Origin of the sequence: Pseudomonas sp. G11 (genome assembly GCF_029457515.1) — a bacterium.
Lineage (GTDB): Bacteria > Pseudomonadota > Gammaproteobacteria > Pseudomonadales > Pseudomonadaceae > Aquipseudomonas > Aquipseudomonas gorinensis.
The window spans coordinates 5223979-5239694 of record NZ_CP120377.1 but is presented as its reverse complement, the minus strand read 5'-3'; the positions used below and the strand labels follow the sequence as shown (position 1 = coordinate 5239694).

11 protein-coding genes are annotated in these 15716 nt (G+C 62.4%); 5 read left to right on the top strand and 6 right to left on the bottom strand.

Annotated features, from left to right (window positions below):
- Positions 1–91: 91 nt before the first annotated feature.
- From gabT to P2T68_RS23895, 6 genes are all read right to left on the bottom strand, one after another.
- Positions 92–1378, bottom strand: a complete 1287-nt coding sequence (gene gabT / locus P2T68_RS23920; protein ID WP_024074580.1) for a 4-aminobutyrate--2-oxoglutarate transaminase — start codon at positions 1376–1378, stop codon at positions 92–94.
- A 262-nt stretch (positions 1379–1640) separates the two neighbouring features.
- Positions 1641–2729: an ABC transporter ATP-binding protein gene (locus tag P2T68_RS23915; protein WP_024074581.1), complete on the bottom strand. Its 1089-nt coding sequence runs from the start codon at positions 2727–2729 to the stop codon at positions 1641–1643.
- A 159-nt stretch (positions 2730–2888) separates the two neighbouring features.
- The gene (locus tag P2T68_RS23910) at positions 2889–4349 is read right to left on the bottom strand and encodes an NAD-dependent succinate-semialdehyde dehydrogenase (protein WP_277378388.1); all 1461 of its coding nucleotides are present in this window, start codon (positions 4347–4349) and stop codon (positions 2889–2891) included.
- A gap of 270 nt (positions 4350–4619) precedes the next feature.
- Positions 4620–5414 (bottom strand): ABC transporter permease, encoded by a 795-nt coding sequence (locus P2T68_RS23905; protein WP_024074583.1) that lies wholly within the window; start codon positions 5412–5414, stop codon positions 4620–4622.
- The gene (locus P2T68_RS23900) at positions 5415–6341 is read right to left on the bottom strand and encodes an ABC transporter permease (RefSeq protein WP_024074584.1); all 927 of its coding nucleotides are present in this window, start codon (positions 6339–6341) and stop codon (positions 5415–5417) included.
- Between the two features lie 322 nt (positions 6342–6663).
- Entirely contained in the window at positions 6664–7716 is a 1053-nt protein-coding gene (locus P2T68_RS23895) for an ABC transporter substrate-binding protein (protein WP_024074585.1), read from the bottom strand.
- Positions 7717–8191: 475 nt separating this feature from the next.
- On the opposite strand from P2T68_RS23895, the gene P2T68_RS23890 reads away from it, so the two are divergent.
- From P2T68_RS23890 to P2T68_RS23870, 5 genes are all read left to right on the top strand, one after another.
- On the top strand, positions 8192–9292 hold the full coding sequence (locus P2T68_RS23890) for an ABC transporter substrate-binding protein (protein WP_024074586.1): 1101 nt from the start codon (positions 8192–8194) through the stop codon (positions 9290–9292).
- Positions 9293–9317: 25 nt separating this feature from the next.
- A complete protein-coding gene (locus P2T68_RS23885; RefSeq protein WP_277378387.1) occupies positions 9318–13034 on the top strand; it encodes an ATP-binding protein in 3717 nt (1238 codons plus the stop codon).
- A 341-nt stretch (positions 13035–13375) separates the two neighbouring features.
- The gene (locus tag P2T68_RS23880) at positions 13376–14044 is read left to right on the top strand and encodes a GntR family transcriptional regulator (protein ID WP_024074597.1); all 669 of its coding nucleotides are present in this window, start codon (positions 13376–13378) and stop codon (positions 14042–14044) included.
- 74 nt (positions 14045–14118) lie between these two features.
- Positions 14119–14925, top strand: coding sequence for an ABC transporter substrate-binding protein (locus tag P2T68_RS23875; protein ID WP_069076189.1), 807 nt, complete (start codon positions 14119–14121; stop codon positions 14923–14925).
- A 12-nt stretch (positions 14926–14937) separates the two neighbouring features.
- Positions 14938–15714 (top strand): amino acid ABC transporter permease, encoded by a 777-nt coding sequence (locus P2T68_RS23870; RefSeq protein ID WP_024074599.1) that lies wholly within the window; start codon positions 14938–14940, stop codon positions 15712–15714.
- Positions 15715–15716: the final 2 nt, after the last annotated feature.

Genomic DNA, 15716 nt, shown 5'->3' with positions numbered 1-15716 from the left:
CTCCTGAGTAGGCCATGCCGGTTCCATCATGATTCAGCCCAGGGCCCGACACTGCCGGGACAGGTCGGGCCGGGTGTTACCGTTACTGCACTCAGCAGGCGGCCAACGCTTTGTCGAGCATCTGCAAGGCTTCTGCCACTTGCTCTGGAGTGGTCACCAGCGGCGCGAGGAAACGCACTACGTTGCGATGTACACCGCACTTGATCACCAGCAAACCGGCGTTTCGGGCTTCATCGATGACCTTTTGCGCCAGTGCTGCATCGGGACTACGGGCGGCATCGTCGGCGATCATTTCGATCGCCTGCATGAAGCCCAGGCCGCGCACGTCACCGATTCTCGGGTAACGTTTCTGCAAGGCCAGCAACCCGTCATGCAGTTGGGCTGCCAGTGTCTCGCCCTGTGCCAGCAGATCCTGCTCTTCGAACAGGTCCAGCACGGCCAGTGCCGCAGCACAAGCTACTGCGTTGCCACCATAGGTGCCGCCCAGGCCGCCCGGCGTCGGTGCGTCCATGATCTCGGCGCGACCGACCACGCCAGACAGTGGCATGCCGCCGGCCAGGCTCTTGGCGACGGTCACCAGGTCGGGCTGGATGTCGGCATGCTGGAAGCCGAACATCGTGCCGGTACGGCCGAAGCCCGCCTGGATCTCATCGAGGATCAGCACGATGCCGTGCTGGGTGCAGCGGGCGCGCAGGGCTTGCAGGAATTCTTTGGGTGCCGCAAGGAAGCCGCCATCGCCCTGGACCGGTTCGATGATGATCGCGGCGACACGGTCCGGCGCCACGTCGGTGGCGAACAGCTCGTCCAGCTCGGCCAGCGCATCATCGCTGCTGACGCCGCGATAGGCGTTGGGGTAGGTGGCGTGATAGATCTCGGCGGGGAAGGGGCCGAAGTTCTGCTTGTAGGGCTGGCTCATGCCGGTCAGGGTCACGCCCAGCAGGGTACGGCCGTGGAAGCCACCGCGGAAGGAAATAACCGCGGTGCGATTGGTGTAGCCACGGGCGATCTTCACCGCGTTTTCGACGGCTTCGGCACCGGACGTGAACAGCACGCTTTTGTAGTGGGCGTCGCCGCCGATCAGTTTGTTCAGGCGCGCGGCGACCTGAATGTAGTTTTCGTAGGCCACCACCTGGAAGCTGGCATGGGAGATCTCGCCGACCTGCCGACGCACTGCCTCGACCACCTTCGGATGGTTATGGCCGACGTTGAGCACGCCGATGCCGCCGACGAAGTCCAGGTAACGCTTGCCATCGACATCCCACAGTTCGGCGCCCTGCGCGCGCGCCGCGACCACCGGGTGGGCGGTGGCGATACCACGCGGTACATGCTGTTCGCGCAGGGCCAGCAGGCGTTGGTTTTCAGTCAGTGCAGAATTCATCTCGATCTCCGTGAACGCCGAAGGTGGCGGGTGATGTCATCAGGATAAGGATTGCCCGGAACCACAAGCGCTGAACTTGGGGTGCCGCGCGCTGTGATCGACTGTTTTGCAGGGGTGTGACGAAATATTTCGCTGCGCAGGGCGCAGGGTATCGTTTGCGTCAGAAACGACATCGGCCCATGGCCGTGCGATTTGTCGGCGGGACCTTGAATGGTTGACGCCGGCAAACCGTGCTGCCATGGGCCGATAGGTTCTGGCTGAATCAAACCCCGGCGCGTGGCACGACGATGGTGTCTTCCGGATGCAGGCGCATCATCATGGGGGCGCCGATGGGCGGCAGGCTGAGGTTGCCTTCGTGATGGCTGGGTTGGCGCAGGCTGACCGTTGGCCCACCTTCGAGGTCGACGAACACCTTCAGGCTTTCGCCCTGGAAAACGATGTCTGCCACGCGGCCACGCAGACGGTTCCATTCCGGCCCCGAGCTGTTGTTGTCCAGCAGCAGTTTTTCCGATTGCAGGGCCAGGAACACATCGCCCGATGCCGGCACCGGACGGGTGGTGCGCAGTGCTGTGCTGCCCAGGGTCAAGCCGTTGTCCGCACTGCGTTGCAGCGGCACCAGGGTGCTCTCGCCGATGAAGCTGGCGACGAAATCGTCGGCCGGGTGATCGTGCAGGCGGCGCGGTGTGTCGACCTGCACCAGCTGGCCGCCGCGCATGATTGCGATACGGTCGCTCATGGTCAGGGCTTCGCGCTGATCGTGGGTCACGTAGATCATGGTGGCGCCCAGGCGCTTGTGCAGGGCTCGCAGCTCGATCTGCATGATTTCGCGCAGTTGCTTGTCCAGGGCCGACAGGGGCTCATCCATCAGGATCAGCTTGGGTTCGAAGACGATGGCGCGGGCCAGGGCCACGCGCTGGCGCTGCCCGCCAGACAGCGCCGCGATGTTGCGGTCTTCGTAGCCCGTCAGTTCCACGGTCGCCAGGGCGCTCTTGACCCGGTCGCGGCTTTTGCTGGCGCTTTCGCCACGGGCACGCAGTGGAAAGGCCACGTTTTCGCCGACAGTCATGTGCGGGAACAGCGCGTAGTTCTGAAATACCACGCCGATTTCGCGTTTGTGCGGCGGCATCAGAGTGACGTCGCGTTCGCCGAATAAAATGCTGCCGGAACTGACCCTGATAAAACCACCCAGAATGCTCAACAAGGTGGTTTTGCCTGAACCGGACGGGCCCAGCAATGACATGAATTCCCCGGCTTCGACCTTGAGGTCCACGTTGTTCAAAGCCTTGAGGTTGCCGTAGTGCTTGCACACCTTGTTAACGCTGACCGATTCAAAACCTTCAGTGAAATTCATGAAGCGTCGTCCTCTGTAGAACCAGGGATTGCCCGATAAGCCTGCTGGTTATCTGAACACAGGCATGGGCCTGGTTCGTGCCGTTTTGGGGGGCCGGACCAACATGATCTGCTGTCCGGTGCGAGTGGGGGACCACAGGCTGCTTTATGCCCGCCTCAATCAGTCCAGGCCGCCGATGTGCCAGGCCTTTACCTCGAGAAACTCGTCCAGGCCATACTTGGAACCTTCGCGGCCGGTGCCCGATTGCTTCATGCCACCGAAGGGCGCCACCTCCATGGAAATGATCCCGGTGTTGAGCCCGACCATGCCGAACTCCAGGCGTTCGCCCATACGCCAGGCGCGGCGCATGTCCTGGGTGAAGTAGTACGCGCCGAGGCCGTAGGGCGTGGCATTGGCCAGGGTCAGTGCCTCGGTCTCATCCTTGAAACGGAAAAGTGGAGCGACCGGGCCGAAGGTTTCTTCCGTGGCCAGCAGCATGTCGGCGTTGGCGTCGCGCAGCACGGTCGGCTGCACATACAGCCCCTCGCCTTGAGGTACGCCGCCGATGGCGATGCTCGCGCCTTTCTCCAGGGCGTCGTTGATGTGCCGTGCCACCTTGTCCACGGCGGCGGCGTTGATCAGTGGCCCGATGGTGACACCGCTTTGCAGGCCGTTGCCGACTTTCAACTCGGCAACGGCAGCGCACAGGCGTTCGGCGAAACGATCGTAGATGCCGTCCTGCACCAGGATGCGGTTGGCGCACACGCAGGTCTGGCCGGCATTGCGGAATTTGCTTTGCATGACGCCGGCGATGGCCAGGTCAAGGTCGGCGTCGTCAAAGACAATGAACGGCGCGTTGCCGCCCAGTTCCAGGCTCAGGCGCTTGATGGTGGCGGCGCACTGGCTCATCAGCAACTGACCGATCCGGGTGGAACCGGTGAACGACAGCTTGCGCACATCGGGGTTGGCGGTCATCTCGCCGCCGACCCCGGCAGGCAGGCCGGTCAGGACGTTGAACACGCCGGCCGGGATGCCCGCGCGCTCAGCCAGTACCGCCAGTGCCAGGGCCGACAGCGGGGTCATCTCCGACGGCTTGACCAATACCGTGCAACCGGCCGCCAGGGCGGGGGCGCATTTGCGGGTGATCATCGCGTTCGGGAAGTTCCAGGGGGTGATGGCCGCGACGACGCCAATCGGCTGCTTGAGCACCAGAATGCGCCGGTCGGCGGCAGGCGAAGGGATCGTGTCGCCATAAACTCGCCGGGCTTCTTCAGCGAACCACTTGACGAAACTGGCGCCGTAGGCGATTTCGCCACGGGACTCGGTCAGCGGTTTACCTTGTTCGGTGGTCATGATCAGCGCCAGGTCTTCCTGGTTTTCCATGATCAGGCCAAACCACACCTCCAGATAGCGCGCGCGTTCAGCAGCAGGCACTTCGCGCCAGGCGACGAAGCGCGCTCGCGCGGCCTCGATCGCGCGGCGGGTTTCAGCGGCCTGCAACGCCGGCACCCGGGCAATCACGCTGCCATCGGTGGGGTTGGTCACGTCGATCGTCGCGCCGTCATCGGCCTCGATCCAGGCGCCGTTGACGTAGGCGCGTTCGACAAGCAGGGAAGGGTCACGCAGTTGGTTTTTCAACATGATCAGGGCCTTGAGGGTGCGAACGATGGGCCCATTGTAAAAAGCCCCGTCCAGTGGCCGATGCCGAGATACGCCTGCGCACGGGTGATAGATGCTGAAATGAGGCGCGTGACGGCAGGCTGTGCTGGGGCTGGAAATTGCCTGGGTCGTGTGATCGGCGGGTAAGGAACAAAGCCCCGGAAACGCCTTTGCCCGCGTGGGCGGTGCCGCGCGGACATTGATGATGTCCAGCACACGACCCACGCGGGCAAAGGCGTTTTTGAGGAAGGATCAGTGCTTGTTGCGCCCGGCGATCAGCACCAGGATCAGGGAGGCCAGGATCAGGATCGAACTGATTGCGGCAATGGTCGGGTCGATCTCGTCGCGCAGCGCCGTGAACATGCGCTTGGTCAGCGTCTGGTTGTCGCCACCGGAGATGAACAAGGCCACCACGGTTTCATCCAGCGAGGTGATGAAGGCGAACAGCGTGGCCGACACCACGCTCGGCTTGATCTGCGGCAGGGTCACGGCCATGAACGCGCGGAAGCGGTTCATGCCCAGGCTGCGTGCCACCATTTCCTGCGACATGTCGAAATTACGCAGGCCGGCCAGCAGCGCGATGATCACATAGGGCAGGGCGAGCATAATGTGCGCCAGCACCAGCCCGGTCAGCGTGCTGATCAGGCCGACCCGGGCATACACGAAGAACACGCCGGCGGCGATCAGGATGATCGGCACCATCATCGGCAGCAGCAGAATGATCTGCAACGTACGCACCACCTTCAGGCTCGAGTTGTTGATGGCGTAGGCGGCCGCCATGCCGATCGGCAGGCTGATTGCCATGGTGAAGAATGCCGTGATCAGGCTGACCCGTGCCGCTGACATCCACTCCACACTGTTGAAGAACGCCTCGTACCAATGGAAAGACCATTGTTTGGGCGGGAACTGCAGGAAGCGTGCTTCGGAAAACGACATGGGCACCACGATCAACACCGGGATGATCAGGTACAGCAGGATCGCCGCGACCACCACGGTGAACAGCACGTGGGACAGGCGCAGGTGACGCAGGTTGGCAAGCAGGTTCATTTAGCGAGCTCCCAGAATGCGTTCGATGGGAATGAAGCGATTGATGCCCCAGAAAATCAGGAACACCACGAACAGCAGCACCAGGCCGACCGCACTGGCGGCGCCCCAGGCGTGGTACAGCTCGACATTGCGTTGCACCAGCATCGACACCAGGATCGTGCGACCGCCACCGAGCAATTCAGGGGTGATGAAGAAGCCCAGGCAAATGACGAAGACCAGGATCGAACCGGCCATGATCCCGGGCGCCGCCATTGGCAGGAACACACGGCGGAAGGTGTAGAAGGGTTTTGCGCCCAGGCTTTCCGACGCTTGCATGAGGTCCTGGGGAATCTTCTTCATCACCGAATACAGCGGCAGGACCATGAAGGGCAACATCACGTGCAGGGTGCCGATCACCGTGCCGGTGGTGTTGTGCATCAGTGTCAGGGGCTGGTCGATGATCCCCAGGTCCATCAGCGTCTGGTTGACCAGCCCGCGGCGTTGCAGCAGCACCAGCCAGGCATAGGCACGCACCAATACGCTGGTCCAGAACGGCAAGATCACGCAGATCAGGATGAGGTTGGCCCAGAGACCCTGCAGGCGCGAGGCGGCGTAGGCGATGGGGAAACCCATCACGACCGACAGGATGGTCACCATGAAGCTGATCTTGAAGGTCAGGGCGAAGGTGTCCCAGTAGATGGTTTCCTGGAAAATCCGGACGTAGTTGGCCAGGGAAAACCCTTCCTCGGTCTGGACCGACTGCAAGGCCAGCCAGCACAGGGGCATGATCAGCAGCACCACCACTATCACCAGCGCGGGGGTGAGTAGCAACAGCATCGAGGTGTGTTCCTTGCGCTCTTCGCGGGCCAGGGCCTGTTCGCTGCTCAACGGCGGTTGGGGCTGGTCGCTGGAGTCGGGCATGGATTTGGCGAGATAGGCGTTTGACATAAAGACCTCTCGTCACTGCAGGGGGCTGGAGGGAATCCAGCGCTGGCGGACAGTGCTGGCGGCAATCGTCCTCACGGACTGCAAGGTGCGGTGCTCGGATAGTGTCATGTAGGGAACTCCCAATGGTGGGCAGGTACGTAGGGCGAGCGCGAGTTGTCTGCATAGCTCACTCTGCGGGACCCTCAGGTCTAATGTACCGGGATGCCAACGAACGAAGCGGGTGGAATTGGCCGGTGCCGAAGTGCTTTATGTCGAAATCGGGGAGGCAGACGGCATGTCCTGCGCCGAGGCGTCTGGCCCGCGGCGCAGCATCAATCGGCGGTTATTTTTTCTGGACGAAGGCCAGCCAGCGCTCTTCAGCCTTGACCCCATCCTGCGAGGCCCACCATTGCGCCGAGAGCAGGGCCTGGCGGGAGATGTTCTCGGGGGCGGACGGCAGCTTGGCTTCACGCTCGGCCGGGATCACGCCGGTCTTGAATGCCTCGGGATTCAACGGGCCGTAGTCGATGATCATCGGCAGTGCCGCCTGGAGCTGCGCATCGATGGCTTCGTTGACGAATTTCATCGCCGCCACCTTGTGCGGGGAACCCTTGAGTACGCACAGTGAGTTGGTTTCCAGCACGCCCTGGTTGTAATCGAAGGCCACCGGCGCCCCGGCGGCCTGCACGGCGGTGATGCGGCCATTCCAGGCCTGGATCATGTCCACTTCACCGTCGCTGATCAGCTGCGCCGACTGCCCGCCGGATGTCCACCAGGTGGCAATGTCGGGCTTGATCTGTTCGAGCTTCTTGAAGGCGCGATCAACGTCCAGTGGGTAGAGCTTGTCCACCGGCACGCCGTCCGCCAACAACGCGATTTCCAGGGTCGGGCGCGGCAAGTTGCGCAGGGAACGTTGGCCTGGAAACTTCTTGGTGTTCCAAAAATCGGCCCAGGTCTTGGGTACGTTGTCGCCCTTGAAGGCGTCCGTGCGATACGCCAGCACCGTGGAGTAACTGATGTAGCCGACGCTGTAGTCGTCCTTGAGGCTGTCGGGTATCTGCGCGGCGTTGGGAACCAGCGACAGGTCGAGCTTCTCGAACAGGCCTTCGGCCTCGCCTCGGATGCAATCACCGGTGGGCAGGTCGACCACATCCCAGGTGACTTTGCCGCTCTCGACCTGGGTCTTGATGATCGGATAAGCCTTCGGTGAACTGTCCTGCTTGAGCGTCAAGCCGAGTTTTTTCGCGGCCGGCTCGAGAATCGCCTTGCTCTGGGCGTCCTGGTAGGCACCGCCCTGGGAAACGAATGTGATGTCCTCGGCCATGGCCTGGGTAGCGCCACCGATGAACAGGGCCAGGCTCGCGAGTTTGAAAGCTGTAGTGCGCAATGTGCTCATGGAAAGACTCCGAATGGTTGGCAGATTTCTTGGGCGAGCTGTCGTTTTTGTTGTCGGTCGCTCTGCGGGACCATGGAGGTCTAATGTACTGGCTTGCCCACGAGTGAAGCGGCTATGAATGTGCGGATAAAAAGCTGTTTATTGCGAAATTCGCAACGGTCACGGTATTTCGTGCGTCGACTGCAGGGGAGGGCGTCGAGAGCGTCTCGTCCGTAGCGGTTTCGCTGGGGGATCTATCCGATGCGGTGTTTGGCGTGGCGTCGGTCTAGTTGGTGGGGCGCGGGCTCATGCAAGCATTGGTTGAAATTCTCTATGGCCGCGGGCGAAGCGGGCACTTTGATACTATGATGACTGTCAATCTCCATTCCGCCGGGCGGCTTCTCCAACCAGATCAACCAAATCAATCAGTCGATCCAGGCTGTCGGCAAGTGCAGGTGGATTGCTGTGGGTAAATCCTAAGAAGATGGAGAGCAGTATGAACACTCAACCCATCCACAAAATCTTATGGCACCTCGCCGGCTGCGTGACCGGGCTGGCAATGGTTGCCGCCAATCCAGCCCAGGCTGCCGACGGCGGCATCGCCGGTGGCCCTACCGCAAGCTATAGCATTGCCTTCAGCAACTCCTACGCGGGCAGCGATTTCCGCAAGGTGATGGTGAGCAATTGGCAGGCGATGGCGCTCCAGGCGCAGAAGGATGGCTTGATCCGGGAGGCTCCGGTGGTCAGCGCCAATAACTCGGCGTCGGAACAAGCGGCCCATATCCAGGACATGATCGTCAAGGGCGTCAATGCCATCGTCATCCTGGCCGCGTCTGACACGGCCCTCAATGGGGTGATCCGCGATGCCTGCAACGCCGGCATCGTGGTGGTGGTCATGGCCAGCCTGGTCACCGAGCAATGCGTCTATACCGTGGATTACAACTGGTCTGCCATGGGCCGTGTGGAAATGGATTACATCGCCGAGCGTCTGAAGGGCAACGGAACGTTGCTGGAGATCCGTGGCATTGCCGGCGATGCCACCGATAAAAACATCAGCGACGGCATTCGCAAGGCCGCCAGCGACTATCCGGGCCTGAGATTCGCCAAGACCGTGTACGGGAACTGGACGGCTTCTGTGGCCCGCAAGGAGGTGGCGCTGGCGCTGCTATCGCTGCCCAACATTGATGCCGTGGCGACTCAGGGGGGCGACGGTTATGGGGCGGCCATGGCGTTCAAGGCGGCGGGACGTCCGTTGCCGATCATCGTGATGGGCAACCGTCAGGACGAGCTCGCCCTGTGGAAACAGGAGCGCGATGCCAATGGCTACGAGACCGTCTCTGTCTCTGCCTCCCCGAGCGTCTCTCAGGTGGGTTTCTGGGTAGCCCAGCAGATCCTGGCGGGCAAGCAGGTGCCGAAGTTCGTCGAGGTGCCGCTGGTGCGTATCGATGCAAAAGACTTGGACGCCTGGCTCGCCACTATGCCGGTGGGCGGCGCCGCCAATCCTTTCTACAGCCAGGCTTCCGTTGCGGCGATGATCGACGCTGCCATCAACAACACGGTGTCGCCAGCGCCGCTGCCGGAGGTGACGAAACAGTAGCGGCGGGCGAGGAGGCGAAGCCCCCATGTTGACATTCAAATCAGCCACGGCCAGGCCCATTGCCGTCAGGATTGGCCTGGCAGTTGCCGCACTGGTGTTCTTGATGCTGGCGGTATCGCTGGTGAACCTCTACGGCCTGCGAGGCATGGTACGGGCGGTGGATTCCGCCAGCCATTCCGCAGAAATTCTGGCTTCGGTCAACGGCGCCACCGGACGGGTGGAAAACTTCATTGCCACCCGCGATCAGGAAAGCTTGTCCCAGGCCGAAGGCATGGTGGCGACGGCTATCACCGGCCTTGCCGCCATTCCGGTGGCAGAAGCGCAATCGCTCAAGGGCAGCCTGGAACGGCTCGCCGGGGCGATCGCCGCCTTGCGGGCGGCGACCCTGACCATGGATGGCGAAACGGAGAACATGACCGCCCACTACGAGCGAATGCGAGAGGCGACGATCGTCGTCGAACAGGGCATCGCCGATGGGCTGAAGACGCTTGGTGCCCGCGCCACTGACCACCAGGCGCGGGTGAGCAATATTGAGAGTGCCCACCGTATCCTGGATATCCTGCGCAACGGCGAACGGATCATCACCGCCAATGTGGCCAAGGTGCTGGTGACCGGTGATGGGGCGGCCGCCACTGCGGCGAGCAGCGCCTGCGCGGCATTGCCGCCCGTGGTCGAGCAATTGCGCGAGTTGATGGGAGCGCCGCAGGAGGTCGAGACCCTGGGGCAGTTGGCGACGGCGGTCGCTGACGCCTGCCTGGCGGTCGAGCAGCTTGGCGCGGCGCCCAAGCTTCGCGGTGGCGAGGCTTTGCGGCATCTCGGCACCGTTGGGGATGTGGCCGAACGCCTCGAAGTCATGCTGGGTGAAGTGGAGGAGCACGTTGCCCACGAAGCCAGCGACATTCAGGCCGCCACCGGTTTGCTGCAAAATGCGGCCGCATTGTCCAAGCGTTTCGCCGAGCGTGTGGCCACCCTGGAGGCGCAGACGTTGTCGTTTCGCCTGGCACCCTCGGCCGAGGTCGCCAGCGCTGTCGATGCCATCCTCGATGAACTCTCCCGTCTCGCGCGCGTTCTCCCTTCATCGGTAGGGCCGCAGACCGACGCTACGCCCCAGACGGTCAGCGATCAGATCGCCGGCTACCGGGCCGCATTCGCCAGGTTCCATCAGGCGAGCAATGCCTTGAGTGACGCGCGCGACCAAGTTCGCAACGAGGCCCGCAGTGCAGGCCTGTTGGTTGCGCGCTTCGCTGGCCAAGCGCGTTCAGACGCCTTGGTCCACAAGGATCGCGGCATGCTCGCGACGATCATCGCGGGCGCCGTCGCCATCCTGCTGGCCGGTGCCATCGCCTGGAGCACCTCGCGGTTTGTTGCGCAGCCCATCGTTGCCCTGGCCTCGGTCATGCGCCGGCTCGCTGCCGGTGACCTGAGCGCCGAGATCGCCAGCGCCGGGCGCGGCGATGAGATTGGGATCATGACCCGTGCGGTGCGGGTGTTCCAGGAGAATGCTTTGCGCATCCGGGTGCTGGAGGCCGAGGCCGAAGCCGAACGACAGCAGGTCCAGGCCTCTTTGGAGAGAATGGTCGATGAACGGACCGACACGCTGCACCGGCAGACCGAGGTGTTGGAGGCGCAGGCCGTCGAACTCATTCAGGCGCGCAACCAGGCCGAGACGGCTAACCGGGCCAAGAGCGATTTCGTTGCCACGGTCAGTCACGAACTGCGCACCCCCCTGACCCTGATTCTCGCCCCCCTGGAGCAGCTCTCGGCGGTGACCACCCCGCCCGCGGACTGGCGTGTGCAAGTCGAGCGCGCCCAACGCAATGCGCTGCGCTTGATGAGCCGGGTGAATGAGATCCTCGACTTTTCCAAGGCCGAAGCCGGCAAGGTGGAGTTGTTTCCAACGTCCGTTGACTTGAACAAGGCGGTGGGTGTGCTGGCCGAGGATGCCGCGCTGGTGGCGCAGGGCAAAGGCTGCACCTTGACCTGCAGCATCGACGCCGCGCTCGGCACGGTGTTCCTGGACCCCCGACACTTCGAGAAGATCGTGCTTAACCTGGTGAGCAATGCTATCAAGTTCACGCCCGCTGGCGGCACCGTGCACGTGGCCGTGACGCCGATTGATAGCGAGCGATTTGAACTCGCGGTGCAAGACTCGGGGATTGGCATTGCGCCTGACAAACTGCCGTTGTTGTTCCAGCGTTTTTCCCAGATCGACAATTCCGCCACGCGCCATTACAGCGGCACAGGCATTGGTCTGGCCCTGGTCAAGTATCTGGCCGAACGGATGGGGGGCGAAGTTGGCGTCAACAGCGAGCCTGGACGCGGCTCATGCTTCTTTGTGCGACTTCCGCTGGGGGCCGAGCAAAGCATCGTGCCGATCGACGCCAGCAATAGGATGCACGAGCGGTCAGCACCGAGCACCACCGAGCAGCGCTACCTGCGTTTCGACGACGGCCGCCAAGGCAGTCGCGGCGACCCGGCGTCGACGCAAGTCGCAGACGACGAGCCCCACCCGGAACACGCCTTGCGATCCAAAGTACTGGTGGTCGACGACAACCCGGAAATGCTCAGCTACCTCAACGAACTTTTGCGCGACGACTACATTGTCGCCACCGCAGCCGATGGAGAACAGGCCTGGGCAATACTGCAGCGTCGACCCATCGATGTCGTTCTCTCGGACGTGATGATGCCCAAGCTCGACGGCTTTGGCCTGACCGCCAGAATCAAAGCCAGCGCCGGCTTCGCTCATCTGCCCGTGATCCTGTTGACCGCCCGCGGCGGCAGCGAGGCCTGCGTCTCCGGGCTGGAGAGTGGCGCCGATGACTATATCGCCAAACCCTTCTCGCCGCTGGAGCTCAAGGCTCGCGTACGCGCGGCCCTGCGCATGAGCCAGGTGCAAGCCGAACTGAGCGCAAAATCCCGTCAGGCGGGCATGGCCGAAATTGCCACTACGGTGCTGCACAACGTCGGCAATGTCCTCAACAGCGTGAACGTATCGGCAGAGCTGGTCAGCGGCCAGATGCGCAACTCCAAAGCCCAGGGCCTGGGCAAGGTGGCTCAGCTGATGAACGAACACGTCCATGACCTGAGCGATTTCCTCACCCGAGACAACAAAGGGAAGATGCTGCCCGACTACCTGCTCAAGCTGGCGACAGTGGTGACGGCAGAGCAACAGGGCATCATCGAAGAACTCGGGCAACTCACCAAGGGCATTGACCACATCAAAACCATTGTCGCAGCCCAGCAGTCCTATGCCGTTGCCGTCAGTGTCGTCGAGACAATAGCGATCTCGGAACTAATCGATGATGCCTTGCGCATGAGTGCCGGACCACGGGGGCGTCAGGAGGTGACGGTGGTCAAGGAGATTGCCGACTTGCCCCTGCTGTCGCTGGACCGGCACCGGGTGCTGCTGATCCTGATGAACCTGATCAGGAATGCCAAGCAGGCGTTGGACGGCGTGATCGATCGCAGCCCGGCCATCACGTTCAACGCCTCTGTTGCGCACGGGCCAGTATTGCGTATCACGGTGGCCGATAACGGCAACGGGATTACGCCAGAGCACCTGGTGCGCATCTTTTCCCATGGCTTCACGACGCGCCAGGACGGTCACGGTTTCGGCCTGCACAGCTGCGCGCTCGCTGCGCAGGAAATGGGTGGCAGCTTGACCGTGCGCAGCGACGGGGCTGGGCAAGGCGCAACCTTCATCCTCGATGTCCCCCTTGATGCCCAGCAGAGTAAGGGATGAACACTGAATCGGCGCATCTGGCTGGTCGATGAGGTATCGCTGACGCGGTTGATGAGGGGCGAGTTGGCCGCGGTCCCGACACCACCCGGACTCACGACGCGCAGCAACGGCGCCGCTGCTGCGACTCGAGTGTTACTGCGCTTGCAGTTGTGCCCATTAACGGCGCACCCCTTGAGCTATTTGGTAGCACCGCGCCTTGACCCCATGCGCCAGGCTGACGCGGGTTTTCCGGCGATTGCTGCCAAATCAATCACTTGACGCGTAACCGAAGAATTGGCACGCATCCTGCTTTTTTTGTATTCGTGGATAATTGGATACAAAAATTCAAAAGGTGCTGTCCGATGCAATTTGCCTCCGCTTACGTTGACCGCCAGCCCCTCACCGCCGAGGAGGAGGCCTACAGTTTTCTGCTCAATGCCATTTGCAACGGCCGTTATCGCAAGGGTGATCGCCTGATTGCAGAGGACATTGCCACCGAGCTCGGGATGAGCCGCATGCCGGTACGCGAGGCTTTTCGCCGCCTGGACGCGCAGGGCCTGGTGACCCTGCGGCCCAACCGTGGCGCGGTCGTCAGCGGCGTGGATATCGATGAATTGCACGAAGTGTTTGAAATGCGCAGCGCCCTCGAAGGCCTGGCGGTGCGCGTTGCCACCAGCCGTATCGGCGAACGCCAACTGGCGGCGCTGGAGCGCCTGCTGGACGAGATGGACGATTACCGCGACGACAGCGCCGAGTGGGTCAGCCGCCACCGTGCCTTCCATGAATTGCTCTGCAGCCTCAGCGGGCGTCCGCGCTTGATGAAGCAGATCTCGGCGCTGTACTCGCTGGTCGAGGCGCCCATGCGGTTATGGTTGCAGCACGGTGACAAACCCCTCAGCGCGCGCCAGGAGCACGCGGTGATCCTCGATGCCATCCGTGCCGGGGATGCCGCCCGTGCCGAAGCGGTGGTGCGCGAACACATCGAAGGCACCGTGCCGGCGCTGATTCAATTCCTGCAATCGGAAAAATAGAAGCGGGCCCAAGCCCGACTGTGTTTTGACATTGAGTCCTGCCCCCGTTGTTCAACGAACTGGAGTGTCTGGTCATGCATAAACGCCGCGCCTTGCTGGTGGCTGTAACCCTGGGTCTCTGCACGCAAGGGGCGTTTGCCGCGCCCCAGGTGCCGGAGCGCCTGCAGAAAGTCGATAAGCTTACGTATTGCTCGGGGATGGATTCACCGCCCCTGGTGTCCTTCGACGAAAACCAGAAACCGCGCGGGCTCACCGTCGACCTGGGCCTGGAAATCGCCAAGCGCCTGGGTGACAAGCCGGTGCAGTGGCGGGTGATTCCGTTCTCCGGGCTGGTCCCGGCGCTGCTCGCCCAGCAGTGCGACATGATCGTCGACCAGCTGTTCGACAAGCCTGAGCGGCGGCAGGTCATCGACATCGTCAACTACATGTATTCCAGCCAGTCGGTGGTGGTCCCCAAGGGCAACCCCAAGGGCATCAAGGCGCTTGATGACTTGTCCGGGCACAAAGTGGCCGTGCTCAACGGCTCCACCATCAAGACCCTGCTCGATACCCAGAATGAAAGCCTGACCAAGGCCGGCAAGCCACCGATGAAGCTGGTGGTCTACAACACCGACACCGATGCATTCCAGGCGCTGCGCATCAACCAGGTCGACGCCTACGGCACCACCGTGGAAACCGCCGGGTACTACGCGGCGATGGCGCCGGAGCTGTTCCAGGAGGGCGTGCCGGCTTTCAGTCGCATCCTCACCGGCCTGGGGATTCGCAAGGACGACCCGCAACTGACCGCCGCCGTGCAGCAGGTGATCAGTGATATGCGCAGTGACGGCAGCTATGGGCAATTGCTCAACAAATGGCATGTCAGCAGCGACACACTCGACTGAGGTTTGCCAGCGATGAATTTCAATTGGGATGTGTTCTGGCAGTACCTGTTGCAGCCGAGCGGGGTGTACCTCACCGGGCTCTGGCTGACCTGCCTGATCAGCGTGCTGGCGATGGCGCTCGGTTGTGTCCTGGGGCTGGCGGCCGCGCTGCTGCGCTTGTCGAAAAACCCGCTGTTGCACCTGCCGGTGCGTTTTTATGTGTGGTTGATGCGCGGTACGCCGTTGCTGGTGCAGATCGTCTTTCTCTACACGGCCTTGGCGGCGGGCGGCATCTTCCGCTTTGAGGACATTGCGCTGTTCGGCCTGGTCGTGCCCGGCAATATTCAGGCGGCGATCATTGCCCTGGGTCTCAATGAAGGGGCGTACATGGCCGAGATCATCCGCGCCGGCATCGGTGCGGTGGACAAGGGCCAGTATGAAGCCGGGCGCTCCCTGGGCATGCCGTTCGCCAAGCTGATGCGCCGCATCGTGTTGCCTCAGGCGTTCCGGGTGATCGTGCCGCCGCTGGGCAACGAGTTCAATGTGATGCTCAAGAACACCACCCTGGTCAGTGTGATTGGCGTGCAAGAGTTGCTGCTCAGCACCCAGATGATCACCTCGGCGACCTTTCGCGTATTCGAGTTGTACCTGGTGGTGGCGCTCTACTTCTTGACGCTGACGACCCTGTGGGGCTTTTTCCAGCGCTGGCTGGAGACGCGTTTCAGCCAGTCCGATCGGCCTGCCGCACCGCCGCCGGCATCCAGCCGCATGTTCGGCCGCAGCACCCTGAAATTGCTGAGGGGACGTTAACC

What these genes read in the sequence shown, in the direction of transcription:
- P2T68_RS23885 (WP_277378387.1), top strand. Translation starts at nt 9,318, where the DNA reads ATGTTGACATTCAAATCAGCCACGGCCAGGCCCATTGCCGTCAGGATT.
- P2T68_RS23870 (WP_024074599.1), top strand. Translation starts at nt 14,938, where the DNA reads ATGAATTTCAATTGGGATGTGTTCTGGCAGTACCTGTTGCAGCCGAGC.
- P2T68_RS23905 (WP_024074583.1), bottom strand. Translation starts at nt 5,414, where the DNA reads ATGAACCTGCTTGCCAACCTGCGTCACCTGCGCCTGTCCCACGTGCTG.
- gabT (WP_024074580.1), bottom strand. Translation starts at nt 1,378, where the DNA reads ATGAATTCTGCACTGACTGAAAACCAACGCCTGCTGGCCCTGCGCGAA.
- P2T68_RS23890 (WP_024074586.1), top strand. Translation starts at nt 8,192, where the DNA reads ATGAACACTCAACCCATCCACAAAATCTTATGGCACCTCGCCGGCTGC.
- P2T68_RS23880 (WP_024074597.1), top strand. Translation starts at nt 13,376, where the DNA reads ATGCAATTTGCCTCCGCTTACGTTGACCGCCAGCCCCTCACCGCCGAG.
- P2T68_RS23895 (WP_024074585.1), bottom strand. Translation starts at nt 7,716, where the DNA reads ATGAGCACATTGCGCACTACAGCTTTCAAACTCGCGAGCCTGGCCCTG.
- P2T68_RS23900 (WP_024074584.1), bottom strand. Translation starts at nt 6,341, where the DNA reads ATGTCAAACGCCTATCTCGCCAAATCCATGCCCGACTCCAGCGACCAG.
- P2T68_RS23915 (WP_024074581.1), bottom strand. Translation starts at nt 2,729, where the DNA reads ATGAATTTCACTGAAGGTTTTGAATCGGTCAGCGTTAACAAGGTGTGC.
- P2T68_RS23875 (WP_069076189.1), top strand. Translation starts at nt 14,119, where the DNA reads ATGCATAAACGCCGCGCCTTGCTGGTGGCTGTAACCCTGGGTCTCTGC.
- P2T68_RS23910 (WP_277378388.1), bottom strand. Translation starts at nt 4,349, where the DNA reads ATGTTGAAAAACCAACTGCGTGACCCTTCCCTGCTTGTCGAACGCGCC.